We start from the raw sequence: 25,762 nt of genomic DNA on the forward strand, positions 1-25,762 counted from the left end.
AATCGCTCTCTCCGAGCCATGCCGCCCCGTTCACAAAATTGGGCTGCATGGCCTTTTTATGCCGCCGTTTGCCCCTCATGTAACTTGACCAGAGAACCATCAATTTGGCTGACCACATTCAAGTTTGGCGTTATAACTCACACAGCTTCGAATCATGCGCGATCGCAAATACCTATTTTCTGGTGCCGACTGGTTCTCAGTCGAGCGCAACCAACTACAAAAGATGTCCGTGGAAATTGCGGGTGTAAACGGCGAGCGCCTGCTCAATACGCGGTTGATGATCTAGCACGGTTCTTCGAGTCAAAGTTCCAAGTAGAAGTACCTACGCTCGTCATGCATCGAGGGGCTGATCAGTCGCCAGTGCCACCAATACCGGCCTGAGCGTGTCATCGAGCGTGGCCCGGTGTTGGCCCTTGGCCTCGCGCTTGTAGTCGCGTTTGAACGCGGAGGAACGGTCAATCGTCCGCATGCAAATCCGCCATCAGATCGTCCACGCTAGTGAACTTCTTGCCTTTGCCCGCTTCCAGCTCGGCAATGGCCTTCTTGGTGGTGGCGTTGGGCACCTTCACGTGGAAAGGCATGCGTTGTTCGTCGGCGATGCGCAGCATCAGCAGACGGATGGCGTCGGAAACCGACAGCCCCATTGCTTCAAGCGCGCTGGCGGCCCGCTCCTTGGTGTTGGTGTCAATGCGGGCGCGGACGTAGGTGTCGGTGGTAGTGCTCATGGTAATTTTCCAGGAATGCTCAGGCTACACCGTGGGCAATTTTAGCTGTGTGGCATGAGTTTTGTGTTCCAGAACTTTTAATACGGCATAGTCCGTTTTTACCCCGGCATCTGTTTGCCATTGCGTGACCCGGACGCGGCAAATCAAAACGTCCGATTTTGCAAAAGATTCCTTATCGGAGTTCACTCGAAGAAGGAATTCTGTATCCTCAATAGACACAAATACGGTCGCCTGCCCATCATACAGTCTCCACTTGTTGCCTTCTTGAAACGCCAGATTAGCGATAGAGAAAGCCTGTGTTCGCTCTTCAGAGAACAAAATCTCATCCGTGGCTGGTGGAGTAACAAAGTATCCACGCTCCTTTTTGCTAACAGTGACATCGACAGATTCATCCCGGCCTAACGCTATAGTCTCAATGCCATCACAGTTCAGGGGATCCAATGCTTTTTCGAGCTTTTCCCGAAATTCGCGGTGCTGAAGCAAAATAAGAGTATATTCTTCGATTTCAAGCTGATCCTCATCTTCCGTGATGAGAATTCGTTTGTTCCCGTGAATATCTATCCTGTGAATTTTTCGTCCGCGCAACCATTTCAGAGCAGCGATGGCGCCACCGCCAAAAGCCCCCAACCCCAGGAGTACTGCTGTCGCGTTGGCCAGCCCTTGCCCGTCCTTACCGGCAAACCAGCCTATCGTTGACTGGAGCACACCGGATGTCAAAGTAAGGTCTACACCAAAACTGCCGGTCTTGAACGATGCCTTGACGTTTACCACCATTTTGCTCTTCGGGCCAAATAGTGCCTGACTGGCAGCATCACAAGCGTCTGCCAGAGAGAGCAGCGCGGGAGCCAGATCCCGCACATCCATTTCGTGCGTATCCAAGGCTGGACCATCGTAGGTAATCCGAAAATGTTCAGTGCTCATCGAAATTTTTGTCCGATCTGAAGCTGCTCCTAGGGTAGCACCATCTGCTCAGATTTTCTTCCGCCAGGTCGTGCGCTTCTTGGCAAATTTGTTCTCAGTCCCAACTATGCTTTGCGGGTGCTGAATTTTTCGCCATGCGCAGAGCACGAAGCCCCGACTACAGCCCTGGCTTAGTCGCGGGAGGATTCACTGTCCGCATGCTCCGATACCCGCCCTGTGCATGATCTATACCCTCCCATCAGCCTTCACGGGAGTATCGCCATGCCGGGTCACCTGATCCTTGTCCGTCCTCATGCGTCCTTACTGGACGGCCCTGTCATTGCCCGTTACCTGCATCAGATGGGTGGACGTTGCGGCTACCTGTTCGCCGTCGATCCCGATTATGCCCGCCACCCTTTCTGGCGAAGGGCTCTGACTTGGTATGGCCGGGTCCACGGCCACCAGCACATGATCGCCCTTGACCAACGATCACCCATGGCGCTTCGGGTGATTCTGCGCACCCTGGAGGCGGGCTACGGAGTGGTGCTGTTCCCGCAGGGAACGGGCATTTCCAGGCCGGGCAGACCAGACATGCCTGGAGCCTCCTGGCTGGCCCGAAAATCCCGATGCCTGATCACGGAGATTTGCCTGGTTCACACCCTCGGGATCCCTCAAGTGGCGTATCAGGGGCGTGAGCGCCGCGCCACTCCTGAGCCATGCCCAGTCACTGGTCTGCCCTGTGCGCACGGGGATCAGCCTGAAGGCGGGTCTTGATAGACAAGCGACATGGCAGATTCTATTATGTGTATAGAAACCCTACACAACTGTCTGGTTCGCGTGCACATGAAACGACTGGATCTGCTGAATCGCCTATCCGCCCTGGAACAGAAGGGGCTTGTCGTCTATTCCAGACGAGACCTGGAGAAGATTTTTCCGGAAGAGGATGAGAAAGCGCTGGAGAAGAGCTTGCAACGCATGTGCCAGGACAACCTTCTGGTTCGCGCCGCTCGCGGCATCTACGTTTTTGGTCCAGCTGTGCCGCGTCACCGGGGCTGGCTGATCGAGCGGATCGCGCAGGCCCTGCGCCCGGGAGATTTCAATTACGTTTCTCTGGAAAGTATTCTCTCGGAATATGGTGTGATCTCACAGATTCCTGTGGATCGCTTGACGGTAATGACCACAGGCGCGAAAGGACTCCACAAGACCCCCTTTGGGGCTATTGAATTCACGCACACCAAGCGCACTATTCCGGATCTTCTGGAAAGAACATTAGTCGTCAAGGGGCGTCCATTGCGTATTGCCAGAAAGCAGGCTGCCATCCAGGATCTCCATCGTGTAGGACGGAACATAGACTTGATTGATCGGGACGAGGTGGATGATGAATAAAGAAGATTTTGCGCAATATGTAGATGTGGCCATGCGGGGTGACGGGCTGGGTTTTTTGCGTCCTGTGGTGGAGAAGGAATTGCTGCACTATGAGATTTTTAGCGCATTGGACGAAGAGGGGCTGTTAAAGGATCTGGTGTTTCAGGGGGGAACCTCTCTGCGTCTATGTTATGGCTCTGAGCGATTCAGTGAAGACCTTGACTTTGCGGGTGGAAAGAATTTTTCCGCCCGGAGTATGGCCGCCGTCAAAGGCTGCATTGTCGGGAAGATTGGCAAGCGCTTTGACCTGGATATCACGGTCCGGGAGCCCAGGGATGCTCCATTTGATGGGACAGTGCGGGTAGATAAATGGATGGTCACGATCCAGACCAGTCCGGATCGTCCGGACGTACCACGGCAAAAGATCAAACTGGAAATTGCCAACGTACCGGCCTATTCCAGGGATATTCTTCCATTGCGGATTAACTATTCCGTTCTGGAGGGGCGTAGTCAACCTTTGGTGGCGGTCGAGTCCAGGGATGAGATTCTGGCGGACAAGCTGATTGCACTTCCTGCTTCCATTTCCAGAATGATTGGCCAGGAGATGGAGTTGACCCCATCGCGGATCAGGCATCGGGATATTTGGGATATCGCGTGGTTATCTGGTCAGGGAGCGCAGTTGGATACCCAACTGGTCAGAAGGAAAATCTCGGATTATGGATTGGATGAATTCCCCCAGTTTTTGGATCGCGCCATTGCTGCGATTCCCGTGATTGCTGGTGGAGAGGGGTTCCGTGCGCAGATGGCGCGATTCCTGCCGCAAACACAACATGACAGGGTGTTTGGCAAGGAGGGGTATGAGAAATATTTCGAGAATACGGTCAGCGGATTGCTATCCAGTCTGCGGAAGGATCTGGAATTTGATCTCAAAAAAGTCCAGCAGGTGCTGCCAGGGAAGAAAAAACGTGGGCCGAAGTTATAAGGCATCCTGATTTTAAGGCACAGCAGAGCAACTGCGTCTCTATGCCGGGCAGGACGCTGCTCGGCCCGATAAAGCTATACCACGATCGCCCGATCTATACCCTCCAGTCGAAGATTGACTGCGCTGGAGAGTACGATGCCCGTCCCCGCCTCACCCCGTTCTGGGAACAACACTGAAAAGAAAGACCATCGTCTTGAGCTTGCCGACAGACTGATTGAACAGATCGAACAGGGCACGGCGCGATGGCAGCGCCCCTGGAAGGCTGGAGAGATCCTTGCGCCCGTGAATGCGGTGACCGGAAAGCCCTACCGTGGGGTGAATTACGAAAACCTGATGGCCTTGTCGCCGGACCCCTCTGATCCCCGCTGGTGTACCTACAAACAGGCCCAGGAGCAGGGCTGGCAGGTGCGCCAGGGTGCTTCCGGCTTGCCGCTGGAAGTCTGGAAGGAATACGAGCACAAGCGCACAGAGGAAGAAATCCAGCGATTGGAGAAACAGGGCGTGACAGATCCCGAGCCGACGGAGCGCCGGTTGGGTGTCCGGTATTACACCGTGTTTCACGCCTCGCAGATGGACGGCATCCCGCCTCTGGAGCGCCAGGAGCCGGACCTGAAACTGGAGGGCAAGCCGGATGTGCGGTTGCCGAAGCTGGCCGAGCGCCTGGGCGTGGAATTGCGGTACGGCGGCGGCCGGGCGTTTTATCGTCCGTCGGAGGACCGGGTGCAGATGCCTCCCGTGGAATCTTTCGAGCAGGCTGTGGGGCATGACACCACCCTCCTGCACGAGCTGTCCCATGCCACAGGTCATGAGAGACGACTGAACCGCGATCTGAAAAACTCCTTCGGCAGTGAGAAGTACGCCATCGAAGAGCTGCGGGCCGAAATGTCGGCGGCCATGACCGCGGCGAGTTTGGGGATCGGCTTTGATCCCGCATCCCAGGACCTGGAAGAAGGCCGCGAGATGGGTAATTCCGCAGCCTACCTCGCTTCATGGCTCAAAGCCCTGCCGGAGAAAGAGCGCAAGCAGATCCTGATGCAGGCCATCAAAGATGCCCAGGGGATCAGCGACTATCTGATCGAACGGACGCCGGAATTGCAGGTGGAGCAGGAGCGACCAGCCCTCTCCCGTGGCGATTACGTCCGATACAGGAATGAGATTGGGCAAGAGGTTGAGGGCGTGGTGCTTGACGCCGCCCAGGCCGGTGAAGCGACGCGACTGAGGCGCATCTACCGGTGGCCCAACGGCACCCCCGGCCTGGACGGGGCGGACCACATCGTGCCCACGGTACTGCCTAACGACCTGGTGGAACACATCCCGGGCGCTGGCACCCCCGGTCCGGATCTGGACGCCATCGATCCGCAGACCGATGCGTACCAACGCACCATGGGCATGGACGATTCGCGCGATCGGGCGGGCCGCGCCGTGCTCATGGCGGTCGAAACCGCGCGCGGGCAGTCGGAGCGGGCGGCGGCCCTGCAGGCGGCGGCCCTACAGGCGGCAGCCTTGCCGGAACGCGCCCTGGACCCGGAGCTGATTGCGTTTCTTGAAAACCGCACCCGCGTCCGGCAAGGCGAACACCCGAATTTTGCCGGACTGAGCGATCCCGTCGCCAATGCCGAAGCCTTCGTGGAGCGGCAAGGCAGTACCGATCCCCAGCGTTCCGCGCAATGGGCCAGAGCGCTTCAGGAAAGCCCGGTGGCTTATGGCGAGGCTGTGGGCGTCAGTCCGGCCACGGCGGGTCTCGTTGCTACTCAGCTGAATGCGGGGGTGCAGCGCATGGAACGACCCCAGGTCGGCGATCTCGTGCGTTTTGAACCGCATGAACCGGGCGTGACATCCAGTCCCTTCTCAGGACGGATCATCGCGGCCCTGGATACCTCTGGCGGCGATATCCGCTATCACCTGCGGGCGGAGACGGGGCCAGATCAGGGTATGGAGGCCCGTGTCTATGGTCGAGACGGAGAGTTCCGCGAGATCGCTCTGGAGCAGGCCGTGGGATTCGACCGGGCTCTCGCTCCAGAGGCAGAGAAAGCCCCCCAGATGAAGGAACAGGCGCTTCAGGAATACCAGGCGTTTTACGCCCAGTTGCCACAGCGGGAAGAGAAACTGGTGACGGCGGTCCGCGAGCGCTCCGAGCGCCTGGCTCCGGCGGATTTTCGGGGCTTCTCCGACATGATGCGGGATTTTCGCACAGGCGTGGACGATACCTTTGGGATCCTCCGGGAGGGAGAAAACCGGGGAGCGTCGGCCCCGGAGTTGCGCCTGGCGCAGGCATTTACTCCGGAAGAGATCCCCGATCTGCCTGCCGTCCAAACCGCCCGTGACCAGGCAAGACGGCTTGGCGAGCGATTTCACGATCTGGACCGGGAAATCCGGGACGTTTTCAAGGCACGGCTCAGGGAGCATGGCAAGGCACTGCTGGAGTCCGGCAGCCTGCGCGATCCCCGGGAAATCGCGCAGGCGACCTACTGGAAGCACGGGATTGAGGCAAGTCCGGACAGCCCGATGATCGGAAAAGTGGTCGGGGCGATTCAGGACAAGGATCTCAAAACCCTGCTGGGAATGATTGGCCACAACAGCCAAAACCCGGGATCGGAAGAGGTGTTTACGCACATTACGGGTGTAAAACTGGGCAAGACCCAAAAAGAACGGGTCGCACAGTTGCTGGAGTGGGCCGGTCCTGAAAAGGCGCAGGCCCTGCGGGAAAGCAATGCGCTGGCGGAGCGGGAACGGGAAGCTCGGGGCTTGCGAGATGGCGTGGTCGGCGCCTGGGCGGATCTGAAGGGCCTGCGCGTGGATGTTGGTGGCCAGGTGGTGAATGGACAGGAGTATGTGACGCTGAAAGTCGCGGGCGGCCAGGATCGCATTGCTTCTGGCAAGGAGGGTGCGGCAACCACGTACCATCTGGTCAATGACCGGGGCGAGTATTCCCGCGTCAAGGACGTGCGGTTCACAGCCTTTGCCAAGCGGGTTTTGGCCATGGACGCCGATGGTATGGTGCGTAACGCCCTGGAGAAGGCAGGCATTGTGCAAGGGATTGCACCGGAAGGGGTTACTCCGAAACCGGCTGCCGATCTTCAGAAAGAGCAAAAAGCACCGGAAGCTCCCAGGAAGAACGCCTACGAGCAAAAAATCGAGGCGCGCAAGGAACGGTATCTTGCCCTTTCCGAAAAGACCCGGGCGCGGGCGAAAGCCCGCATGGAGCAGGCCAGGCGCATGGCGGACGCCATCCCTTTTGGTCAGCCGATCCTGGTTGGCCACCACAGCGAAAAACGCGATCGAAAGTTTCGTGAGCGTATCCACCAGAACTTTGGCAAAGGCTTCGACCTGCTGGAGAAGGCAGCGTATTACGAGCGCCGCGCCAAAGGCGTCAACGACTACGCCATCAGCGCGGACGATCCGGATGCCGTGAAAAAACTCAGGGAACGGGTGGAGAATCTGAAGTCTTCCCAGGAGCGCATGAAGGCGGCGAACGCCGCCATCCGCAAACATCAGAAGGATGGCCCCGAGGCGCAGCAGGCGGCCCTGGAGCATCTGGGGTTCCAGCCGGACCGGGCAAAAGCCATTTTGACCCCGGATGTCATGGGGACCGTGGGTTTTGCGTCGTACTCCCTCAGCAACAATAACGCCAACATCCGGCGGCTGGAAGAGCGTATTCAGATCCTGGAAAAGGCCCAGGCCCTGGAGGACCGTGAGACACCGTATGCCTGGGGAACGGTTCGGGAGAACAGGGAGATCAACCGCATCCAGTTCCGGTTCGAGGACAAGCCTGACGAAGAGGTCCGCAATCTCATGAAGTCGAGCGGCTTTCGGTGGGCGCCTTCCGAGGGCGCCTGGCAACGCCAGTGGACGGGCAATGCCGTATATGCCGCGCGGGATGTCATCAAAAAGCTGGACGCGCTGATGCCGCCCGAGCAGGTGGCAACCTTGCAGGCGGCCGCCGCGCCGGATTCCGCCCCCAGGCTCGACAATGCCCCCGCCCCAAAAGGTCATGCGGTGAATCCATCTGATGCTATCCGCGACCCCGGTGCCGCGCTGGTTGCGGCCATCAAGGACCGCGACGGCGACTGGTACCACCTTTCCGTGCAGGAAAACGATGGCCGTCTGGTGGGGACCTTGCAGCGGCGCGATGCGGAAACGGGTCTGGTGGAGACGATGCCAGCCGGTGTTTTTCAGCCTGACGTGAATTATCGGGTGGTGGCCAGGTTTGAGCGGGAGTCTGGGGAACTCCTGGCGGTTGGCCTTTCCCGTGGTCGGGATGGCGGTGTGGAACTGAAGGTCTTTTCCGAGTCGAGGGACGCCGCAGTCTTCGCCTGGCAGCGAATTCATGAGTACCCGGGACATCTGAGGGCCAATGAAGCGCTCCAGAAAATCCCGGACCACCGGGAGGGCAAGGTCATCGAACAGGCTTTGGGCGTGGACCCGAAGATGCTCAACCCGGCACGGGAAGCCCACAGGGTTCCAGCCCGACGGCCGGAGAAGCGGAAGCAGCAGGGTGTGGAGATATAGAAACAGCAGGTATCGGAGTTTTTGTGAGTAATTTTTGCTGGAGACGGAAAGGAGAAAGTGATGGCTACTCGAATGATGCAACGGAACAACCTGGCGGATGCCTTTGTGCTGGTCAATGACGAACAGACCAACGCAGCACTGAAAGCCGCGCGGGAACAGATTGGGGACGCGGAATGGAAGAAGGGGTACTCCCCGGAGAACAAGGCGATGGTCCGCGACGCTCTGAAGGAACATGGGGCACGGTACGAACAGGCGCTGAAAGGCAATCTGGTGGGTGTGCAGGTCGCGGAAACGCAGGCCAATGGGGAGACCTTCAGGAAGCTGCGCGTCACGCTGGAGAACGAAGCCGGCAGGACCATCCTGTCGGCGGACATGGGCTCCGAGTTTGCTCAGCGGCTGATCACCAAGCTCGACACAGCGACGCGGGAACATGCCGGAGGCGAAATCAGCATTGGCGCCTTTGCCAAGCAGACGGAGCGGGATGATCGGACTTTCGTGGATCATGTGGCCACCATGAAGGGCCCTGACGGGCAGGAAGTTCCGGCTACTCCCGGGCACTTCGAGAAGGCCAGGGAGCGGGTGGAGGCGGCACAAAAGCCGATGCTGGATGCCGGTATGAAGGACAGGAAGATCCTGAACCAGATCGCCGCCAGCACCCGGGAGAGCTACTTCGCCGAGGTTGCCGCTGGTCTGTCTGAGCGGCTGGTGGAGCAAGGGATTGCGCCCAAGGCCGTGGCGAACGAGCGGGGAGCCTTGCAGGCGGCAGCCTTCCCGGCGCTGGAGTCCGGCATCAAGGACCGTGACGGAGTCTGGCACAACCTGTCCATCTATGAAAAAGATGGGCAGTTGACGGGGACCTTGCAGCGGCGCGATGTCCAGACGGGGGACTACGAAAAAGCGCCTGTCGTGTTTGAGCCGGATGGTAAGGGCGGACTCGCGGCGTTGGCAGCGTATGACGGCGGCGAGAAATTGACCGTCAGCCTCTCCCGTTCGGAACCGACCCTGGGTGGCCATGAAAAGGTGGATTTGCGGGTCTCTTCCGGAGGCCAGCAGATTCACGAGCACCCAGGGCGTCTGCGGGCCAACGACGCGCTTCAGAAGATCCCGGATCATCGGGAGGGCAAGGCCATCGAGCAGGCTTTGGGCGTGGACCCGAAGATGCTCAACCCGGTACCGGCGCGTGAGGCCCAAAGAGCTCCCGCTAAAGCACAGGAGAAGCAGCATTCCCAAGGGGTGCAGCTATGAGTCTGGCCGAAGAACTACTGGAGTGGGCCGAGGAAGAGCTGGAGCGCGGCGACGCCGCGCATCGGGAGCGGGTTGCGCTGATCCTCGCGCAACTCCGTGAACTGCCCGACCCCGAATCGCTGCCGGTCGGGTCCACCCAGAGATTTCTCGCACAACGGCGCGTGGACAAACTGGCCGAGAGCGCCGAAGGGCTGGGTTTTGAAACACCCGGGAAGGCGCTGAAAAAGGAGATCGGCAAACAGATTGCCGGTCATGCCCTGGGCATAGAACTGTAAGGAGGCGGTGATGTTCGGATTTTTCAAGGTGCTGACGGGGTTCCGTCAAACCCTTGCAGGGTGCGAACCCCTGGCGGGGAGCAAACCCCTTTCAGGGTGCGAATCCAGGAAGGGGAAAGGCCAGTGCAACCTGTGGATTGGCGCACTCAACCCGGCCTTGGTGCGCTCGCGGATCAAGTCGCGCTCGAACTGGCTCAGCGCGCCGAACACGTGGAAGATGAGCCGTCCGCCCGGCGTAGTGGTGTCGATGCTTTCGGTCAGCGACCGGAAACCGACACCACGCGCTTCCAGCGCGCCGATTGTCTCGATCAGGTGCGGCAGGGAGCGGCCAAGCCGGGCCGGTCTAACTTGGCCCTGGAAGCCGTGTCCTCGAAAACGCGCACGCATCCCGCCTTGCGTAGCGCATCCGTCTGTAAGGCGGTGTCCTGTTCCGCCGTCGATACCCGCGCATAGCCGATCAGTGCCATGACCGCCCCTTTTGTCGGTCATTCCGTCCATCTATCTTGATGTCCGATAACCCGTTAAACAAGCACGTTCCCGGACATTGTCCGGCATGGCCGACTAAAGATCGTTTGACGGAATCTACCCGGACAGAACGGGAGGAGGATCTGGATGCTTTTGGTGGCTGGGGATTTTCCCGATGTTCTCCGCTGGGTTGCTGGTTCCATCCACAGGGTGGCGCACAGAATTTGTGGATGGTTTCCTGCAAACCCAGAAACCGTCTAGTATATGCTTTAAGGGCCGCATGATTGGCCAAGTGGGGGCTTAAACCCGCACTAATGATCGGTAATCAGAGGAGCACCAAAATGAGTAGCCTCATCGTAATGTCGAAAAAGGCCCCGCACGGAGAGATGAAGAGCCCAGCAAATCAGGCTATCCGCCCCGGCCCGCCTAGCGCCCACGAGACAGAATGATGCATTAGGTCTCAACCTGTGGGAGGATCGTCCCATGTTGTGCGGCATAGCCCCTTGTTACCCAGCACCGGCAATGTCGTCTAATTTACGTTAGCTGCTCGAAACGGGGGTTTATCGATGATCACAAAGTCATGCTCCAAGTGCCAAGACCTTTTGAATGGCAAGGTCTCCTCTAGGCACGACCAACTCGAACGATCCGACCTGTCAAAGAGTGTCGGGTATCACGGCAACCATGACGACGAATATTTTTATATATGCCGCGAATGCGGCACGAAATTTATTGGCGATAGCTGTGGGACTTGGCCTGCCAATGAGTAGCCATCAAGCTGTCAGCTAACAGTCTGATCCTGTAGGCATCATAAAGACCATTTTTACAGGAATATTCTTCATGGTTGAATTGATAAAGCATCTTGGTAGAAACATGAAGATTCCTAAGTGGCTTATCTTTGGATCTTTATGCGTGTATCCATATTTTTCAGACGCTGCCATCTATCAGTGTGGGAACTCTTTTCAGGGGACACCATGCAACGGTGAAAAAATCATTAGCGGTGCACCTACCACTGATGATGATCAGTCTGATAATAGATTTCAGACACAGGAAGCGCAGCAAAGAGATGCTGAAGCCGCTAGAGCAAAGGAGCGGGCTATTCAATTAGAATCTGATAGATCTATAGCTAGAGCAATTAGAAATTCAACAGTTGTAACCAGTCCACCTTTACAAAATTACGGTGGAATGAGTGACCGTGAGGCAGATGATGAAGCGGAGCAGGAAAACCAATCTGAGCAAAATAGTATGAACGTACAGCAACAACATCTTGATGACCAAAACAACGCTCAAATACTGCATATAGAACATAATTTGAATCCCGATGTCAGCACCAATCCTGACAACTGGTGAATACAAAAATATTCCTATTTATAACGATAATAACAGCATAAGTTGCGGGTTAAATAATTTTTTATAATCAGTACATTTCCCCCAGCCTCCAGCGCCCCGACATCAATACAAACAGAACTGTACTTGGCCTCTGAGGTCCAGTGGAACGGAAAACTGTGTTAAGGGACCAAGATAAGTGGTCAATTGAAAATTTTACCTGAAAATACAGCGCCCCAGTGTTTTCAGCCTCTGGCCACGCAAAATCATCAGCGGTCTGGCTGGTGATCGTCTGTGTCGGGTCAAGGCGGGCGGCCTAGACTGAGCGCCAAGCGCCGCTCACGGACATGGGAAGAGAGGTGGTATGATAAACGCTGACGGTAGTTGACCAATGATTGGCGAGGCCATAGAAGCATGATGTGCGATCTCCATTCCACCCAGTCAAAACAGCGAATAGATAAATATTGTTTCATTAAAAAAGGGTTAAAGTGACGCATGGATATAGAAATAAAAATTAAAGTTCTAATTATTTCTAGAAGATTAGAATGTTATGATAACGGTAAAATTGATAAGGTTTTTCTAAATTTAAAAGATATTAAGTATTCTGTTGTATATTTCCATAATCGTGATTTAAAGAATATTTTACCGTACATTAAGTACAGAGGAAAACTCTACCCTATCCATAAAAATAATGAGCTTCAAATCATTATTGAAAATAAAATATTTACTTTTGAGGCTGAAAGCGACTTATTAAGATATCCATTTATACTTTTGGATGAAGCAATTCCAGAGGAATACGGATTCGAGCAAGCAAGCACAACTTCCAGTTATATATCAAAATTTCTTTGTGATACACCATCTCCGATTAAACGTACAGTTTTAAATCGGTATACTTTTTTTATTATGACTGTGAGTTTTGGAGAAAAAACTTATTATACAATAAACGGAACAGCACAAAGAGACGCTATTTGGAGACGCCATGAAAGCAGCCTTAACTACATAAAATATAACAATTCTATCTATCCGGTGCACGATGGTTATGAACTATTTATTATTCAATCACTAAGCAGATATTACGATTCTCGCTATCCATTGTATAGCAGGTTTATAAAGAAAGTATTGTTATTAGAAGGAAACATTTTTAAGAACAGCTTCGATGTTGAAAACACAATTTTTATCATCGATGAGTACAAATAATTTACCAATCGCAAAAAACGGCCATACTTGAGAGTTCAGAATCAATCGTTTCGATAAGGTTATTTCATTGACCAGCGGGTTGCCAATCCGATGGTATGGGAATGCACTGTTACCGTAACAATTTCAGCGGGTGCTTTCCGTGTCCGCCAAGTCTTCGGCGCTATGCTAAAAGCCGATATTTTTTAATAAGCCACAAAAACTGACGTTTTCTATCTGTCGCGTAAACCATCATTTTTTGGGGGCACTGCGGGAAAATTAGTGATGGCTACTTTTGCCCGTGAACAGTTCAAAAAAACGCCTGCCGCCGGTGAATACTGGCGGTCAGGACATTATCTTACGACTTTTATCGAGGGGTCCTTGAGTTATTTGGTTAAACTGACCGCTCCTGCAGAAGCACTTGCGCCAGTAACTGCCCCAGCCCCCGCAATTACTGCAGTACCAGCAGCCATTCCACCACCTCCAGCTGCTAAAGCGCCACCGCCGACTGCAGCCAGAGAAGCATTTGTAAGGGCCGCACCAGAGAGTGAGCTTATAGCTGTCCCTGTGCTAGCTGCTCCAAGTAAACCTGCTCCTCCAGCAGCAGCAGCAACCGCTGGGGCAGCAACGAAGGCTACTCCTCCAGTTGCAACAGCAGCGCCTACTATGAGAGCTGTTTTTCCTGGATTTTCGCTCACGTTATCAATAGCTCCACCCAATTTTTCTACTGCACTATCCCCGACTCTTTCAATTGATCTTCCTAAACTTTCAACTGATGTAAAAACCTTGTTTTCAACAAAATCTTCAAATGCCGAACGGAATTCAAACCAACCCATGATTTTTTACTCCTTATTTCGTAAAAAGTAATATTTCAAATGCTGCTATACCGTAGTAAAAAAATAAAAATAATTGATATTTACAACTATCTGCATTTAAAAACGATCCTACCAAAGCCGATAAAGGAGATGACGCCTCCTAAGGCTCAAACGCGAGGTGAGTATAGAACATTTTGCGTTGTAATGCCTAATGTTGGACTTTAGTCTTATCCAGACACCCGGATTACTAATCCTCTGGTCCGACCATCACAAAGCCAGCGAATACAGGCATTGCAGCGGTCGATGCGGCGTGAATTTGGGCACTTCGCCCAAAATACGCCCAAGTGAACCGCTCATCCCCGACGCTTCTGCGTGGCCACTTTCGCTTTCCGCACCGCCCGTTCCCTGGGCTTGCGCGCCCCAGACTGGGCAAGCGCCGCAGATACCTGATTCTTTCAGGAATCGCGGGCATGGCCTCTTCCTGGCCCCGGCTGCGCTTCCATTCCTGATGCAGGAGCTTCGCCAGCTTCTTGACCTGATCCCGTATCCCGGAGAACCCCGGCACTCGCCAGACGCTCTCGATGATCTGCTCCAACTGCGCGTCTCGCTTCTGCCGGATCAACAGCATCAGGGTGTCCCGCAACACCCGCTCTCGCGCTTTCTCCTGCGCACTTCCGCAGGCCTCCATGGCAACGACGCCGGGTTGGCGGTTGGCGAAGAATTCCAAGAGCCTACGGCGCTTCAACTGTTTGCGGTGGATTTCACCAGTCTCCATATCTACCCAGTGCAACTGCATGACCGACTTTGCCAAATCCAGTCCATAGGCTGTAATCTCCATGATGAGTCCTCCTTGTCCTTCGCGTGGGTAAATTTCCACTTTGGCACCTTGATGCCGTCCGGTTCAAGCGAGGACTCCCTTCTAAAACTCCCCGCTGCCGGTCCTGTGTAGGGGGAGGCATCCATGCCATCTGTAACACCGTAACGTGACTGGTCACGCAATCCTGAACCCATCATAAATCCTAACGTGAAGGTAAGGCGCGCCGCTTTTTTGGCGTCCCGCTTGACCGTCATGTTAAGTGCTGCCACTACGCAAGCCTCTTGCCTTGCCGATAATGCGAAGGCGATAGACGCTTGATTGAATAAAATGCTGCGATATACGCAGAGACCTCCCAAAGCCATGCCTCTTGGATTTCGTATTGTGTGTTGTAGAGCACCCATACCAAAAAATCCCAATCGTAGTTTTTTGCTTTTGGCACAAGAGTAACAAAGCTACCAGGTTTGCCACTTGGTCGATTGCCCTTGACTTGATAACGCGAACCCTTGAACTCAAAATCGAACCCTTTTTGCACCGATGTTTTGCCCTGCATTGACGCTGAGTATTCCTCCGCAGTGCAACCAACCAAGGCGGCGGCATCAAATTCAGAAAGTGCCGAAGTAATTGAAGGGGCGTTACCGAAGGCGCGCTCCCAAGCCAAAGCAGTTTCCACAAGTTTCTGGCGTAGTTCGTTCATGAGCACCTAACGTAAATTTGATGGCACTGCCGGTGCCGTGTAACAAAGAGGTGAGTCGGCTAACGTGGGACGATCTTCCCGCTGATTCACGAGACAGAATGCACCATTTCTTTTACAGGCAGTTTGCAGGTCATAGAAAACCTTACAAGTTATGTGAACAGATTTTTCCCAATTTGTCCCGAATACAGGCCATATCCCCATTGTCCAAAAAGCATTATAGATATAAAAATATTATATTTATTTTGGAAAAAAACGTTTCTTTGCATTGTTGTCAAGTAATCCTTTGCATTGTACTAGCATGTCTCTCACTCCTTCAGCAGCTTGTACAAAATTACAATTGTCAACCAGATTATTAATTATAGCCCCATTGTCACCCTGTGAATTTTTTACCGCATTCTCCCATCTTACGGACATATGTTCAAAGTAGTTCTTGCAGTGTATTCTTATTTCTCTTGGTGGAAAGCCTTTTTTTGTGATGTTCATACTAACTGCAATGATGCGCAGTAATACGTCGTTTGATACTGTTTTAACGCCGTACCAGCTTTTTACTGGTAAAAGAGTACGTTGTCTATTCTTCATGATAGTTATACCGTGATTCACTTCTTCGAGCAGACTTTCCATGATCGCTACACCCAGTATGCTGTATCGTCGCCTTCTGGTGTTCTCATCGCTCTTCTTGAGCAACCAGTAAGCAACGAAAGAAACGGTGATTGGAACAACAAATTTCCAAATAATGTTATGCAAAATTAATATCACATAATTACACATTATCATCACCATGTGCAGTATGTAAGGGATTATACCGCTTATTATATAAGGCATTTTGCATCATTCTGTCTGGCGGCCGCTAGGCGGGCCGAGGAGGATGGCCTGATTGTGCTGGGTCCTCCGCCTGCCGGTTGAGGGCTATTTTGAGACATTACGATCACGCCAGCATTTCTTTACGGATCACCCGCCGCAACACTCGTTCCAGTGCCCCATCCTGCGCGGACATCTGTTCCCGTAAGGCGGCGTTGATCGCGGTCTGATAATTGCCGCCATGTTCCTGCGCCTGCTTTCTGTACCAGTCCAACACGTCGTTATCCAAGCGGATGGTCACGCGGGTCTTTCCCGGCTCTACGGCGACGGCACCCCGCCGGGCCTGGCTGAAATCATACTCTGCTTTCATGGGTTCGCACCTCCTGCATATGCTTTGCGTTCTCCTGGGCTGGCTTTACGGGCGGATATGAGGCGTATTTCATCTTCACCGCGCTCGGTGTACACCACGAGCAGTACTCGATCCAAGAAGTCCCGCCCCATCGTCACCAGACGCTGCTCACCTTCGGCATCCACATCCTCCGTGGTCAGGGCGCAGTCATCAAAAAAGACCCCGACGGCATCGGCAAAGTCCACGCGATGATTGCACAGGTTGGTCTGCCGCTTTTTGTCGTCCCAAGTGAACTTCATAGCCCACTATTGCACAAATGTACACTAAAAAAGCCGTTATTACGACCGTTGCAACCGGTACTAGCGTGCTTTATTTTCCGTTTTCTGAAGCGACCACCTCGACCGTCTGGAACGCGAAGTGCAGGAATTGCGGAAAGCCTAACGTCCGTGCAACACCTGGCGCGCTTGCGCCAAGGCGGCATTCATCACGGATTCATCAGCGGGCACGAATAGCGGCGGCAATTTTTCCTCTGGCGGCAAAGCCACGCCCAGAGCGCGCGCTACATTCAGCGGATAGGGTCGCCGGTTGCCGGGCAGGGCGGCAATCGTGGCCCGCGCCACCGTCTCGCCAACCTCCCGACACAACCATTGCCATTCGCGTCGGGCGCGGTCATTCGTGAGTTCGGGTTCCGTGTTTCGTCCGCCCGTCATAAATGGTTACGTCCGCCGGTGCGCCATCCAAGCCTTCACCAGCTACCCGAACGCGGCCGCCGCACTAGTGAGCCAGCCGGGTCAATGTTACGAGAAGATCCTCACTGTCCCCCGGACGGACTTCCGGCACAACAGAGACTTCTACCCGCGCCCCGCGATCCGCCATCATCAGATAATATTCAATATCGTAATCTGGCGTATGTTCCACCAGGAATCGGGTCAGCTCGAAGTCCGACATAGTTGCAGCCGGTGTACCTGGCGTCCGGACCAACTGACCACTTTGGACCGCCCGAAAAACCCGCTGCTATAAGCTGGGTGCTCTCTGCTTTCTCTGCGCCATGGCAACCTCCGTACACGTCACACAAGAAACCGCGCCGCGTGAGCGCGGCTGCGGGCTGACTCGTGAGCGGGCCAGCATTCTTTCTTATCCTTTCCAGAAACCAAGGGGAAGCTGCTCCCCGCCAGGGGCGAGACTCTGGCCCAGGGGACTGCAGGGCCAGAGATTGTGGAACCCGCACAGCCGGCGCCTGAAAAATCGGTTGAAGCGGAAATCGCGGACGCGACCGGGAAAAAGCCCGATCAGGAACCGCAGCAAAAGACGATAACGGAACCCGACCCCCTTGCGGATTGGCCAGGGACATCCCAGAAGTCTCCGGAGCCGCTCATGCCGCCGGAGAAGCCACGATTCGAGCGCAAGAATCCGCCGGAAGTCCTCTTCGCCAATCCCAAAGGCAAGCCCTATGTGCTGGATCATGGCGACAAGGTGACGGTGACGAACCGCGCGATGCTGGGCCTGGGGCATGAAGCAGCGGAGAAGCGGCAAAAAGCGGTCGAGATTGGCCTGAAGGCCGCCGTGGACCGATTTGGGGAGCCGGTGCGCTTCCAGGGCAATCGTGCCTTCCTGGAAGAGACGGTGAAGGTTGCCCTGGAGCCCGGCAGTCCTATGGCCCGGGACATCTACGAACGGGCGATCAAGGAGCATGGGAATCAGCTTGGACCGTCGAAGGACTGCACCCTGCCAAGGGCTGCCCCATATCGGGCGCCGGGGAAGAAGCCGGAAATGGAAAACGGCAAAGGCATCGGGCTCTGAGGCCGGTTATCCCTCCGTGCGCTGATCTATACCCTGTCGATGTTCTGGATGACTGGGTGTGGCCATGGATGAACTGGACGAAATCGCACAACTGGAGGCGGCAGGTCAGAAGCTGATGGCCGAACCCATCTCCGCGCTGCGAAAACGGGAGGCGGCAGAGGCAAAGCAGGCGTCCATCGTGGACTCCGTCCATGTCGAAGCCCTGCTCGCCGAGATCCGTGATCGCCTGGATCTCCTGTTGCAGGCGAATGGCTCCTCGCAGGGTGCCAACGCGTCGCAGGGTGCCAACGCGTCGCAGGGTGCCAACGCGTCGCAGGGTGCCAACGCGTCGCAGGGGAGCCTTCCTGAAACCCCGCTGGTTCCCGACACGTCGGTTCCCACAGCCGAGGAAACCGATGAACTCCGGAAAGCGTTTCCGCATGAGGACGCAGGCCCGCCAGTGGCAGCCCTGCCGGGTGCAGCCCTGCCGGGCGCAGCCCCCGCGAACATCATGATTTCCGACCCGGATATGACACGGTTGTTGGCCACCGTGGAGGACCGGGTGACCCGTCATGCGTTGACGCACCATTCTTCGGTCGTCGTTCTGCTGGGGTGGGCAATGGCCCTGCTGGCGGCGGGTCTGGGCATGGGGTATGGCGCCATCGTCGCGTCGGGTCGGTATCCATTCTGGGCTACGGCCAGCCAAGCCAGTGTTCTGTCCAGGATTTCCGCCGCAGTTCTCGGTGCCCCGGTTGGGGTGGTCCTGCTTCCCCTGGCTGGGGCAATCCTCTGGGAAGCAAGCAAGGAAGCCAGCAGTGAGAAGCAGCAAGCGATATGGAGACTGGCGGCGATCGGGGTATTGCTCGCGGGCATTCTGCTTCCCCTGTTTTCGCTGTTCTGATGAATCCCAAAACATCACCCAGCCAAACCCGGAAGGGGCGATTTCTCTCCTCTACCGAAACGCTGGATGATCAGCTTTCTCCGGACGGTTCTCCACGTGGACACCATCGCGCAGTCGCATCTCGTGTTCACAACAAGGTGCATCGAGTAAGGGGGAAACAGGGATCCGGGGCTGTACGCTCCCTGATCAGGCGTCTGCTTCCCCATGCCGGGAGCAATTTCTACAAGGCCCCGTCGTCCCGAGGGCCGGCGTTGCAGCATGCCGGGCGTCGCTGCACGGTAAAGGTGTCCTATGTGCGGAGCAAGGGGCCGGATCAGTGGCAGGCCCACGGCAAGTACCTAAGCCGCGAGGGCGCGCAGCAGGACGGCGAGAAAGGCGAGGGCTTTGACCGGGATTCCGATAGCGTCAATTTGTCGTCGCTTCTGTCTTCCTGGCAGGAGGAAAACGATCCACACCTGTTCAAGGTCATTCTGGCACCCGAAGATCCACTGCGGCCAGAGGCCCTGCGGGATATGACGCGCCGATTCAATGCGCGCATCCAGCGGCAGATCGGGCGGGATTATGAGTGGGCGGCCATCGACCACCACAACACCAGCCACCCCCATGTTCACCTGCTGATTCGTGGCAAGGGCAAGCTCGAACTGGAGCCGGATATGATTCGCCGGGGGATGCGCGCCGCCGCCCAGGAGATTGTCACGGAAAGCCTGGGATATCGCAGCGAACGGGAAATTCAGGCGGCGCGGGAGCGGGAACTGGATCAGCGGCGTTTCACCGCCCTGGATCGGGGGATTCTCGACAAGGCGACACCAGCGCCGCAAGGCGGCCGCCTGCAAGGCTATTCACTGGTCGATGAGTCGCCCCCCAACTTATTGAATGACAAAGATCGCGAAAACCGCCGACTCCGGCTCGCCCGACTGGAAAAGCTCGTGGAAATTGGTGTGGCCGACAAGATCGGGCCGAATCTCTGGCGCCTGGAGCCCGGTTGGGACAAGGCGCTCAAGGAGCTCCAGATATTGCAGACCCGGACGAAAATGCTGGCCGAATCCCGGGCGCTGATGACGGAGCCTCGCTGCCCGCCACAGGTCACGAAGATCCGGGCAGGCGACCGTCTGGTGGGACGTGTGCTGGGTACGGGGCTGGATGAGCAATATGACCGCAGCTTCGTGCTCATCGAGGGCGTCGATAACCGGGCGCATATCGTCTACCAGACGGGATCGATAGAGAAAGCCAGAGGAAGGCAGGATCTGGGCCTTCGGCATCTCGTCGCCCTCACCGGCTTCGACCATGGCGTTGCCGTCAAGGACTATGGCATCGAGATCCCGGACCAGGGTTGGAAACGGACGGAGATTCCCGAAGCGGCACTGGATGACCAACTGGCGCATGAACGACGGAATCCGCCCAAGGAAATGATGGACCCGACTACCGGCTTTGCGGCAGAATGGCATAGACGGCTCCTGGAGCGGCGCAAGCAAAAAGAGAAAGAACGGGCACTACAGAAAAAACAGGCCCGGGAACAGGCAAAGCCGCAGCGGGGATCGGAGATCGAGTAGCGATTTGGGAGCGGGAATGGACAAAATTGGGGATTTTGCGTTCAGTTGTGTTGGTATACTCTTGCTGCTGGATCATATTCAGGAAGCGAAAGACGGTGGATTTTTTCGTGCGGTGAGCTACTGGATCAGCCTTGGTGTGGAAAGCCGTGAAGGCAGTGCCGAAGATCGTGTTTTGTGATACCTGTCCGAAGTATATGACCCCGGTATCTCTTTGCCCTGGGTGAACCACCTGCTGGCGGGCTTGGGGTTAGTCGGTTGCGTGGCGGCGCTAATCATACTGGTCAATGGGCTCCGCTCCCTCTATCTCATGTCAGCTCCACTCTCGCGGTATTGGATCGGTTGGTTTGAAATGGCCATGCTCATCGGTGTCCTTCTGCCTATTTGGGTGATATTTTCTGGAAAATGGCGGGACACGCCCAATCAGCGGCGACTCGGTGCTGATTGCAGGATTTTTGGCAATCTTGATCGAGCGGCCGCAGTAGCCTATGGGTTGCGAAACAAATATCCAGACGCATCCGATGTACCTACCACCTGGGTCTGCTTCCGCCGACGGCAAAGCTCTTGATGGCGCCGCTCAGGTAAGGCGAGAATGAATCGCAGAGCCTGTCCGTTTGCTCAAGGCTAGTCGCCTAGTCAGGCCACCGGGATCACGACACGCCGGCCGGTGGACGACGAAATATATGCTATACTTCAAGGTGATATTTATAAGGACTTGTTGTGGTATGGTATTGATAGTTTAAATTGTTCTTCTGCTTGGTAGATTATAAGTTTTGCTTCATTAATAAACATAACCAATACGATGCTGTGCGGGTGTTAGAGATAGAACCAAATATTGCTACAATACAGACCAAGGAGATATGAGATGACACCTTTGATTCACATAGTGCTGGTCCTGATCGTGGTTGGCGTCCTTCTCTGGCTCGTCAATAACTATATACCCATGGCATCTTCCATTAAGTCAATACTGAATCTGGTCGTGGTCGTTGTTGTGATTTTATGGCTGCTAAGCGTCTTTGGGATTTTTAGTCTTCCCTCCAGATAAAGCCAGCGAGGTGCTACTGTGGATGATCTCATCATAAGCATGAACTAAGGGCGTGCGGTGGACATCATGCGCGCAAATAGCCCATTGGATTTGTTAACTCGCTTGGGGACAAGTCTGCAGGACAAAGCTCAGGACATGGTGATGTTCTGCCGTAAAAAACTTTTCAGGAAGGATATCGTGGGGGTATTAATGGGGCTATATTGTGCTGTTATGGGTCTGGTTTATTCCCAGTTCGCTGCAGCGCAAATCATCAGTGATCCTGCAGACGCCTGTAGCTTTCTGGCACGTAATGTCTTGCCAGTGAACACCTCAGAGCAACAAGCCGTACAGAATACCGAGGCGTTGGAGCCCGTTCCCACACCTGTGCCGGTATATCTGGATCCTCCCGAGATCATCGCGCGTGTTGCGCACATACCAGGCGCGCCTTATCTTACGGCCGTTAGCGGTAACACCATACGCTGTGTCGCGGTAGCGCCGCAGTGGCTATTACCCCTGTCTACGCCAGAACGCACCTGGCTCATTCTCGTGGGTATCGCTAACAGTCAGGATCCGCACACTTACCATCTGTTGGTGCTCGCGGCCGGTAATCAACTGCCCGGATGGCTCTCCGGACTTACCGACTGGTTTGGCAAGCGCGCAGCCCACCAAGCCATCCTGCGCTCAGAGACGCAGGCCACGATCTGGTTGGCGCAGGATCATGGGGGTGCCATGGGCATCGCCAGCCATGCGATACTCATGTTGGGCAGGGTGCCAACTTTTGCCACGAACCCCTGGTTGCCATCGCTCGTGGAACAACTTGCGGCCATCGGGAAAGCGTTCACAGCTCCAGGTTAAGAGGTGGCAAGTATCGAAACTTTCAGTGGTCAGTGACCGTTTCCGCTGTAATGTGCTGCACGACCGGTTGGGCGAAAGAACCAGCCCGCACAGCCTGCGCGAGCTCCACAGTCTTGCCCACCCGAGTTCGACAGTTCATCGGCAAAAATCGTCAATTTCGTAACGCCGCCCCAGCATTCATAGGGGTTTCAGCGCCTATTTTCTAAAACTTCTGTGGTGGCACGTTTTATTACTTAGTCTCTTTTATTGACATGCCTATGAACGCCGATAAAGCTGCGGCATGCATGTGAAGATAACCACCTCCGGCAGTCGCCGCTATGTCCAGCTTGTGGAGTCCTACCGGGATAATGCCGGAAAGGTCAAAAAGCGCAAAAATTCAGCCTAAACCCTGGTCAAAATTGGACGCTGTTAGGTGGTCAATTTTCGACGCTGATTGACAGGGATTGATAAAGAAAGCCCGTGGACGGCAGGATCTGGGTCTTCGGCATCTCGTCGCCCTCACCGGCCTCGACCGCGGCGTTGCCGTCAAGGACTATGGCATCGAGATCCCGGACCAGGGCTGGAAACGGACGGAGATTCCCGAAGCGGCACTGGATGATCAACTGGCGCATGAACGTAAGCGTTTAGCGAACCCACCCTTGCGGGTTGGCGCCAATCAAGCTAATGCAGTTTTTTTCCAGTTCCACGGCAAGAGTTCGTGGAGTTTTTTGTTGGGCCAGGTCGGGAGCTTTTCGAGCACGTCACAGAGGTACGCGAAGGGCTCGATGCCGTTGAGCTTGCACGTTTCGATGATGCTGTAGAAGGACGCGGCACGCTCGCCACCGGCATCATTTCCAACAAATAAAAAATTCTTGCGACCAATGGCCACGCCCCGCAGCGCCCGCTCTACCGGATTATTATCGATGCTGAGTTGTCCTTCTTCGAGGTAGAGCGTCAGTGCTTTCCAACGGTTGAGGGCATAGGCCATCGCTTTGGCAATACCACTTTTCGGCGCCACCTGCATCTGGGTTTCCGTGAGCCAGGTATGGAAGGCTTCCAGCAGCGGGCCGGCACGCTGCTGCCGGGCGGCGACTTTCTGATCCGGTGGAGATTCCTTGATCTCCGCCTCAATGGCATAGAGTTTGGCAATCCAGGCCAGGGCCTTCTGGGCTACCGGACTGGGACCGCGCTGTTCCACGTCATAGAAGTGGCGGCGTACATGCGCCCAACATCCGGCTTCTGTGACTTGTTCCTTGCGGTAGAGGGCATCATAGCCCCCATAGTCATCGGTCTGGAGGATGCCTTGCCAGTCGCCCAGGAAGTGTTGCGCGTGGATCCCCTTACGGTCCGGGGCATAATCAAAGACCACGACGGGATGCGGGGCATCCGCCTGGCTGCGATACACCCAGAGATAGGCTTTGTCCGTCTTGCCGCTGCCGGGGTTGAGGACCGGCAAGGGCGTCTCGTCGGCGTGCAGAATCTTTCCTTCCAGCAAGGCCATTTTGCAGGCTTCGGCGAGCAGACTGATCCAGTATTCGCCCTGACCCAGCCAGCTGCAGAGGGTGGCGCGAGAGATCGGTACGCCCGCTCGCTGGTACTGGGTTTCCTGCCGGTACAAAGGCAGGTGATCCACGTGTTTCGCCGTCATCACATGGGCCACCAGGCGCGCCGTGGGCAAGCCCTTGTCAATCACCTGTGCCGGTAATGCCGGACTTTCGAGGGTACCGCAGGGGCGGCAGACCAGTTTGGGGCGGATATGGCGAATCACCTGGAAGCGTCCGGGGATATAATCCAGTTTTTCGCTGATCTCTTCCCCGACCGTTTCGAGTGGACCCCCACATTGCGCGCAAGTGCAAGTCTTGGGATCGTGACGTACTTCTACCCGGGGCAGATGGGCGGGGATCGCCATGCGGCCGGGGTGCCGGCGTACGGGACGGGCGGGGACCGCTACGGTCTGCGCGTCGGTGGCTGCTCCCTCTGCACGGCCAGCGGTCACGGCCGCACTGTCTTCCAGAACGGTTTCGAGGAGGCTTTCCATCGCCGCGATTTCGGTATCCAGCGCTTCTTCCCAAAGACTGATCTGGTCGGGAGAGAGCTTTTCCGAACGGCGTCCGAATCGCCAGCGCTGCAGTTTGGCGATGGTGCTTTCCAGGCGGGCGATGGTTTCATCGCGCAGGGCAATGGCCGCTTGCTGTTGGGCGATGATCCGGGTGCGTTCCGCTTCCTGTTCCTCCTGCTGTTGCAGCAGGCTCAGCACCAGATCGCGCAGGGCGTCCGGGCTGGTGGGAAGAGGCGTTTGCGGCGCTGAAATCATCAGAAAATAGTATCGGAACTGGGCTATTTATACAAGCAATTCCAGCTAGTTACAGCAGTGTTGGTGTGCATTTTTCCAGGCTCGGTAACGGCGTCCACGGGCGCCCCTCTACCAGCATCGCCCACTGCGCAGCGGAGAGTTCTATGGCACCGGCATCGGCGCGGGGCCAATGGAGTCGTCCCTGATCCAGACGGCGATACACCAGCCAGAAGCCCAGTCCATCCCACAGTAACAATTTCAGACGATCCCCTCGGCGGTTGCGAAAGACAAAAGCATGACCGCAAAAAGGATCGGCAGCCAATACCCCCTGTACCTTGGCCGCCAGGCCATCAAAGCCTAACCGCATATCTACGGGCGCTGCCGCGAGCCAGATCCGGCTGCTCGAATTTAGCCACATGGTCTTTCCAGAATCTGCACCAAGGTCTGGAGCCAGCTGGTATCTACCGGCGCCGCAAGCTTCAGGCTACGACCGGATAACAGGTGAATTTCCACCGGTGAAACAGGCGTCCTGACCGGCGCGGCCAGAGTTACCGGCAAAAACCCTTCGGGCACGGCGGACAGCAACGGCGTTTGTACAGAATCGGCAAAGCGTTTGCGCCAGTAATGCAGCGTGGCTACGGCGATCCCCGCCTGCGCACAATAATTCTTGACCGACTGTCCGCTCGCCTGAAATCCCTCTACCTGCTGCCGCCAATAAGCGACTTTCTCTTCTTTCTTCATCACCATCCCTCCGCGCTGAATGCAGATCAGGATCGGTCAGGTCAGGAAATTTGGGAAGGTGGGTTGCTTGGACGGTTACGCATGAACGACGGAACCCGCCCAAGGAAATGCTGGACCCCACTACCGGTTTCGCGGCGGCGTGGCACAGACGGCTCCTGGAGCGGCGCAAGCAAAAAGAGAAAGAACGGGCACTACAGAAAAAACGGGC

Annotated in this window: 28 protein-coding genes and 3 pseudogenes; 15 read left to right on the plus strand and 16 right to left on the minus strand. The window is 55.7% G+C overall.

Annotation, left to right across the window (positions count from 1 at the left end; all coding sequences use genetic code 11):
* Positions 1 to 154 precede the first annotated feature (154 nt).
* On the plus strand, positions 155 to 286 hold the full coding sequence (locus F6A13_RS15785) for a hypothetical protein (protein ID WP_012607115.1): 132 nt from the start codon (positions 155 to 157) through the stop codon (positions 284 to 286).
* 48 nt (positions 287 to 334) lie between these two features.
* On the opposite strand, the pseudogene F6A13_RS06630 reads toward F6A13_RS15785, so the two are convergent.
* From F6A13_RS06630 to F6A13_RS06640, 3 genes and pseudogenes are all read right to left on the minus strand, one after another.
* Positions 335 to 469 (minus strand): annotated as a pseudogene (locus F6A13_RS06630) (type II toxin-antitoxin system mRNA interferase toxin, RelE/StbE family); the annotation flags it as partial.
* Positions 456 to 725, minus strand: coding sequence for a type II toxin-antitoxin system RelB/DinJ family antitoxin (locus F6A13_RS06635; RefSeq protein WP_012536625.1), 270 nt, complete (start codon positions 723 to 725; stop codon positions 456 to 458). The pseudogene F6A13_RS06630 and the gene F6A13_RS06635, both read right to left, overlap by 14 nt.
* 24 nt (positions 726 to 749) lie before the next feature.
* Entirely contained in the window at positions 750 to 1,646 is an 897-nt protein-coding gene (locus tag F6A13_RS06640) for a hypothetical protein (RefSeq protein WP_012536626.1), read from the minus strand.
* A 261-nt stretch (positions 1,647 to 1,907) separates the two neighbouring features.
* On the opposite strand from F6A13_RS06640, the gene F6A13_RS06645 reads away from it, so the two are divergent.
* The 6 genes from F6A13_RS06645 (at position 1,908) to F6A13_RS06670 (ending at position 10,001) form a co-directional block, all read left to right on the plus strand.
* On the plus strand, positions 1,908 to 2,399 hold the full coding sequence (locus tag F6A13_RS06645) for a 1-acyl-sn-glycerol-3-phosphate acyltransferase (RefSeq protein WP_012536627.1): 492 nt from the start codon (positions 1,908 to 1,910) through the stop codon (positions 2,397 to 2,399).
* A gap of 69 nt (positions 2,400 to 2,468) precedes the next feature.
* The gene (gene abiEi / locus F6A13_RS06650) at positions 2,469 to 3,011 is read left to right on the plus strand and encodes a type IV toxin-antitoxin system AbiEi family antitoxin (RefSeq protein WP_041838684.1); all 543 of its coding nucleotides are present in this window, start codon (positions 2,469 to 2,471) and stop codon (positions 3,009 to 3,011) included.
* Positions 3,001 to 3,972, plus strand: coding sequence for a nucleotidyl transferase AbiEii/AbiGii toxin family protein (locus F6A13_RS06655; RefSeq protein WP_070807698.1), 972 nt, complete (start codon positions 3,001 to 3,003; stop codon positions 3,970 to 3,972). The genes abiEi and F6A13_RS06655 overlap by 11 nt, the downstream gene beginning before the upstream one ends.
* 135 nt (positions 3,973 to 4,107) lie before the next feature.
* On the plus strand, positions 4,108 to 8,481 hold the full coding sequence (locus F6A13_RS06660) for a DUF3560 domain-containing protein (RefSeq protein ID WP_012536630.1): 4,374 nt from the start codon (positions 4,108 to 4,110) through the stop codon (positions 8,479 to 8,481).
* A gap of 60 nt (positions 8,482 to 8,541) precedes the next feature.
* On the plus strand, positions 8,542 to 9,726 hold the full coding sequence (locus tag F6A13_RS06665) for a hypothetical protein (RefSeq protein WP_012536631.1): 1,185 nt from the start codon (positions 8,542 to 8,544) through the stop codon (positions 9,724 to 9,726).
* Positions 9,723 to 10,001: a hypothetical protein gene (locus F6A13_RS06670; protein WP_012536632.1), complete on the plus strand. Its 279-nt coding sequence runs from the start codon at positions 9,723 to 9,725 to the stop codon at positions 9,999 to 10,001. The genes F6A13_RS06665 and F6A13_RS06670 overlap by 4 nt, the downstream gene beginning before the upstream one ends.
* 129 nt (positions 10,002 to 10,130) lie before the next feature.
* On the opposite strand, the pseudogene F6A13_RS06675 reads toward F6A13_RS06670, so the two are convergent.
* Positions 10,131 to 10,468: pseudogene (locus F6A13_RS06675) on the minus strand (recombinase family protein); the annotation flags it as partial.
* An 835-nt stretch (positions 10,469 to 11,303) separates the two neighbouring features.
* On the opposite strand from F6A13_RS06675, the gene F6A13_RS06680 reads away from it, so the two are divergent.
* Complete coding sequence (locus F6A13_RS06680) at positions 11,304 to 11,813, plus strand: hypothetical protein (protein ID WP_012536633.1); 510 nt, start codon at positions 11,304 to 11,306, stop codon at positions 11,811 to 11,813.
* A 471-nt stretch (positions 11,814 to 12,284) separates the two neighbouring features.
* Positions 12,285 to 12,986, plus strand: a complete 702-nt coding sequence (locus tag F6A13_RS06685; protein WP_012536634.1) for a hypothetical protein — start codon at positions 12,285 to 12,287, stop codon at positions 12,984 to 12,986.
* Between the two features lie 362 nt (positions 12,987 to 13,348).
* Here F6A13_RS06685 and F6A13_RS06690 read toward each other — a convergent pair whose 3' ends face one another.
* From F6A13_RS06690 to F6A13_RS15340, 8 genes and pseudogenes are all read right to left on the minus strand, one after another.
* On the minus strand, positions 13,349 to 13,798 hold the full coding sequence (locus tag F6A13_RS06690; protein ID WP_088775928.1) for a hypothetical protein: 450 nt from the start codon (positions 13,796 to 13,798) through the stop codon (positions 13,349 to 13,351).
* 628 nt (positions 13,799 to 14,426) lie between these two features.
* A pseudogene (locus F6A13_RS06695) lies at positions 14,427 to 14,615 on the minus strand (IS110 family transposase); the annotation flags it as partial.
* A 247-nt stretch (positions 14,616 to 14,862) separates the two neighbouring features.
* Positions 14,863 to 15,288, minus strand: a complete 426-nt coding sequence (locus F6A13_RS06700; RefSeq protein WP_012536637.1) for a hypothetical protein — start codon at positions 15,286 to 15,288, stop codon at positions 14,863 to 14,865.
* A 237-nt stretch (positions 15,289 to 15,525) separates the two neighbouring features.
* Entirely contained in the window at positions 15,526 to 15,909 is a 384-nt protein-coding gene (locus tag F6A13_RS06705; RefSeq protein WP_146235839.1) for a hypothetical protein, read from the minus strand.
* Between the two features lie 304 nt (positions 15,910 to 16,213).
* A complete protein-coding gene (locus F6A13_RS06710) occupies positions 16,214 to 16,456 on the minus strand; it encodes a BrnA antitoxin family protein (protein WP_012536639.1) in 243 nt (80 codons plus the stop codon).
* Complete coding sequence (locus F6A13_RS06715; protein ID WP_012536640.1) at positions 16,453 to 16,734, minus strand: BrnT family toxin; 282 nt, start codon at positions 16,732 to 16,734, stop codon at positions 16,453 to 16,455. The genes F6A13_RS06710 and F6A13_RS06715 overlap by 4 nt, the downstream gene beginning before the upstream one ends.
* A 138-nt stretch (positions 16,735 to 16,872) precedes the next feature.
* Entirely contained in the window at positions 16,873 to 17,145 is a 273-nt protein-coding gene (locus F6A13_RS06720) for a hypothetical protein (protein WP_012536641.1), read from the minus strand.
* 64 nt (positions 17,146 to 17,209) lie between these two features.
* Positions 17,210 to 17,383, minus strand: coding sequence for a hypothetical protein (locus tag F6A13_RS15340; protein WP_012536642.1), 174 nt, complete (start codon positions 17,381 to 17,383; stop codon positions 17,210 to 17,212).
* Between the two features lie 426 nt (positions 17,384 to 17,809).
* On the opposite strand from F6A13_RS15340, the gene F6A13_RS06725 reads away from it, so the two are divergent.
* From F6A13_RS06725 to F6A13_RS06745, 6 genes are all read left to right on the plus strand, one after another.
* The gene (locus tag F6A13_RS06725; protein WP_225981992.1) at positions 17,810 to 18,235 is read left to right on the plus strand and encodes an LPD7 domain-containing protein; all 426 of its coding nucleotides are present in this window, start codon (positions 17,810 to 17,812) and stop codon (positions 18,233 to 18,235) included.
* 64 nt (positions 18,236 to 18,299) lie between these two features.
* Positions 18,300 to 19,115, plus strand: a complete 816-nt coding sequence (locus F6A13_RS06730) for a hypothetical protein (protein WP_012536644.1) — start codon at positions 18,300 to 18,302, stop codon at positions 19,113 to 19,115.
* Positions 19,115 to 20,665, plus strand: coding sequence for a DUF3363 domain-containing protein (locus F6A13_RS06735; RefSeq protein ID WP_012536645.1), 1,551 nt, complete (start codon positions 19,115 to 19,117; stop codon positions 20,663 to 20,665). Before F6A13_RS06730 ends, F6A13_RS06735 begins: the two co-directional genes overlap by 1 nt.
* Positions 20,666 to 20,681: 16 nt before the next feature.
* Entirely contained in the window at positions 20,682 to 20,843 is a 162-nt protein-coding gene (locus tag F6A13_RS15345) for a hypothetical protein (protein ID WP_012536646.1), read from the plus strand.
* A gap of 684 nt (positions 20,844 to 21,527) precedes the next feature.
* The gene (locus F6A13_RS15905) at positions 21,528 to 21,707 is read left to right on the plus strand and encodes a Thivi_2564 family membrane protein (protein ID WP_009569006.1); all 180 of its coding nucleotides are present in this window, start codon (positions 21,528 to 21,530) and stop codon (positions 21,705 to 21,707) included.
* A 66-nt stretch (positions 21,708 to 21,773) separates the two neighbouring features.
* Complete coding sequence (locus F6A13_RS06745) at positions 21,774 to 22,541, plus strand: hypothetical protein (protein WP_012536647.1); 768 nt, start codon at positions 21,774 to 21,776, stop codon at positions 22,539 to 22,541.
* A gap of 416 nt (positions 22,542 to 22,957) precedes the next feature.
* On the opposite strand, the gene F6A13_RS15350 is transcribed toward F6A13_RS06745, so the two are convergent.
* Genes F6A13_RS15350 through tnpA form a run of 4 tightly spaced genes read right to left on the minus strand, consistent with a single transcriptional unit; the run spans position 22,958 to position 25,554 of the window.
* Complete coding sequence (locus tag F6A13_RS15350) at positions 22,958 to 23,152, minus strand: hypothetical protein (RefSeq protein ID WP_012536648.1); 195 nt, start codon at positions 23,150 to 23,152, stop codon at positions 22,958 to 22,960.
* Between the two features lie 44 nt (positions 23,153 to 23,196).
* Positions 23,197 to 24,834, minus strand: coding sequence for an IS66 family transposase (tnpC, locus tag F6A13_RS06760; RefSeq protein ID WP_012536649.1), 1,638 nt, complete (start codon positions 24,832 to 24,834; stop codon positions 23,197 to 23,199).
* Positions 24,835 to 24,883: 49 nt separating this feature from the next.
* Positions 24,884 to 25,231, minus strand: a complete 348-nt coding sequence (gene tnpB / locus F6A13_RS06765; protein WP_012536650.1) for an IS66 family insertion sequence element accessory protein TnpB — start codon at positions 25,229 to 25,231, stop codon at positions 24,884 to 24,886.
* Positions 25,222 to 25,554 (minus strand): IS66 family insertion sequence element accessory protein TnpA, encoded by a 333-nt coding sequence (gene tnpA / locus F6A13_RS06770; protein ID WP_012536651.1) that lies wholly within the window; start codon positions 25,552 to 25,554, stop codon positions 25,222 to 25,224. Before tnpA ends, tnpB begins: the two co-directional genes overlap by 10 nt.
* Between the last annotated feature and the right edge of the window lie 208 nt (positions 25,555 to 25,762).

The sequence above is a fragment of the Acidithiobacillus sp. 'AMD consortium' genome, from assembly GCF_008926505.1.
GTDB classification, from domain to species: Bacteria; Pseudomonadota; Gammaproteobacteria; order Acidithiobacillales; family Acidithiobacillaceae; genus Acidithiobacillus; species Acidithiobacillus ferridurans.

Bases quoted from the DNA above. Each gene is read 5' to 3' on its own strand.
- F6A13_RS15785 (WP_012607115.1), top strand. From the start codon at position 155: ATGCGCGATCGCAAATACCTATTTTCTGGTGCCGACTGGTTCTCAGTC.
- F6A13_RS06635 (WP_012536625.1), bottom strand. From the start codon at position 725: ATGAGCACTACCACCGACACCTACGTCCGCGCCCGCATTGACACCAAC.
- F6A13_RS06640 (WP_012536626.1), bottom strand. From the start codon at position 1,646: ATGAGCACTGAACATTTTCGGATTACCTACGATGGTCCAGCCTTGGAT.
- F6A13_RS06645 (WP_012536627.1), top strand. From the start codon at position 1,908: ATGCCGGGTCACCTGATCCTTGTCCGTCCTCATGCGTCCTTACTGGAC.
- abiEi (WP_041838684.1), top strand. From the start codon at position 2,469: ATGAAACGACTGGATCTGCTGAATCGCCTATCCGCCCTGGAACAGAAG.
- F6A13_RS06655 (WP_070807698.1), top strand. From the start codon at position 3,001: ATGATGAATAAAGAAGATTTTGCGCAATATGTAGATGTGGCCATGCGG.
- F6A13_RS06660 (WP_012536630.1), top strand. From the start codon at position 4,108: ATGCCCGTCCCCGCCTCACCCCGTTCTGGGAACAACACTGAAAAGAAA.
- F6A13_RS06665 (WP_012536631.1), top strand. From the start codon at position 8,542: ATGGCTACTCGAATGATGCAACGGAACAACCTGGCGGATGCCTTTGTG.
- F6A13_RS06670 (WP_012536632.1), top strand. From the start codon at position 9,723: ATGAGTCTGGCCGAAGAACTACTGGAGTGGGCCGAGGAAGAGCTGGAG.
- F6A13_RS06680 (WP_012536633.1), top strand. From the start codon at position 11,304: ATGGTTGAATTGATAAAGCATCTTGGTAGAAACATGAAGATTCCTAAG.
- F6A13_RS06685 (WP_012536634.1), top strand. From the start codon at position 12,285: ATGGATATAGAAATAAAAATTAAAGTTCTAATTATTTCTAGAAGATTA.
- F6A13_RS06690 (WP_088775928.1), bottom strand. From the start codon at position 13,798: ATGGGTTGGTTTGAATTCCGTTCGGCATTTGAAGATTTTGTTGAAAAC.
- F6A13_RS06700 (WP_012536637.1), bottom strand. From the start codon at position 15,288: ATGAACGAACTACGCCAGAAACTTGTGGAAACTGCTTTGGCTTGGGAG.
- F6A13_RS06705 (WP_146235839.1), bottom strand. From the start codon at position 15,909: ATGGAAAGTCTGCTCGAAGAAGTGAATCACGGTATAACTATCATGAAG.
- F6A13_RS06710 (WP_012536639.1), bottom strand. From the start codon at position 16,456: ATGAAAGCAGAGTATGATTTCAGCCAGGCCCGGCGGGGTGCCGTCGCC.
- F6A13_RS06715 (WP_012536640.1), bottom strand. From the start codon at position 16,734: ATGAAGTTCACTTGGGACGACAAAAAGCGGCAGACCAACCTGTGCAAT.
- F6A13_RS06720 (WP_012536641.1), bottom strand. From the start codon at position 17,145: ATGACGGGCGGACGAAACACGGAACCCGAACTCACGAATGACCGCGCC.
- F6A13_RS15340 (WP_012536642.1), bottom strand. From the start codon at position 17,383: ATGTCGGACTTCGAGCTGACCCGATTCCTGGTGGAACATACGCCAGAT.
- F6A13_RS06725 (WP_225981992.1), top strand. From the start codon at position 17,810: ATGCCGCCGGAGAAGCCACGATTCGAGCGCAAGAATCCGCCGGAAGTC.
- F6A13_RS06730 (WP_012536644.1), top strand. From the start codon at position 18,300: ATGGATGAACTGGACGAAATCGCACAACTGGAGGCGGCAGGTCAGAAG.
- F6A13_RS06735 (WP_012536645.1), top strand. From the start codon at position 19,115: ATGAATCCCAAAACATCACCCAGCCAAACCCGGAAGGGGCGATTTCTC.
- F6A13_RS15345 (WP_012536646.1), top strand. From the start codon at position 20,682: ATGGACAAAATTGGGGATTTTGCGTTCAGTTGTGTTGGTATACTCTTG.
- F6A13_RS15905 (WP_009569006.1), top strand. From the start codon at position 21,528: ATGACACCTTTGATTCACATAGTGCTGGTCCTGATCGTGGTTGGCGTC.
- F6A13_RS06745 (WP_012536647.1), top strand. From the start codon at position 21,774: ATGCGCGCAAATAGCCCATTGGATTTGTTAACTCGCTTGGGGACAAGT.
- F6A13_RS15350 (WP_012536648.1), bottom strand. From the start codon at position 23,152: ATGCGCCAGTTGATCATCCAGTGCCGCTTCGGGAATCTCCGTCCGTTT.
- tnpC (WP_012536649.1), bottom strand. From the start codon at position 24,834: ATGATTTCAGCGCCGCAAACGCCTCTTCCCACCAGCCCGGACGCCCTG.
- tnpB (WP_012536650.1), bottom strand. From the start codon at position 25,231: ATGTGGCTAAATTCGAGCAGCCGGATCTGGCTCGCGGCAGCGCCCGTA.
- tnpA (WP_012536651.1), bottom strand. From the start codon at position 25,554: ATGAAGAAAGAAGAGAAAGTCGCTTATTGGCGGCAGCAGGTAGAGGGA.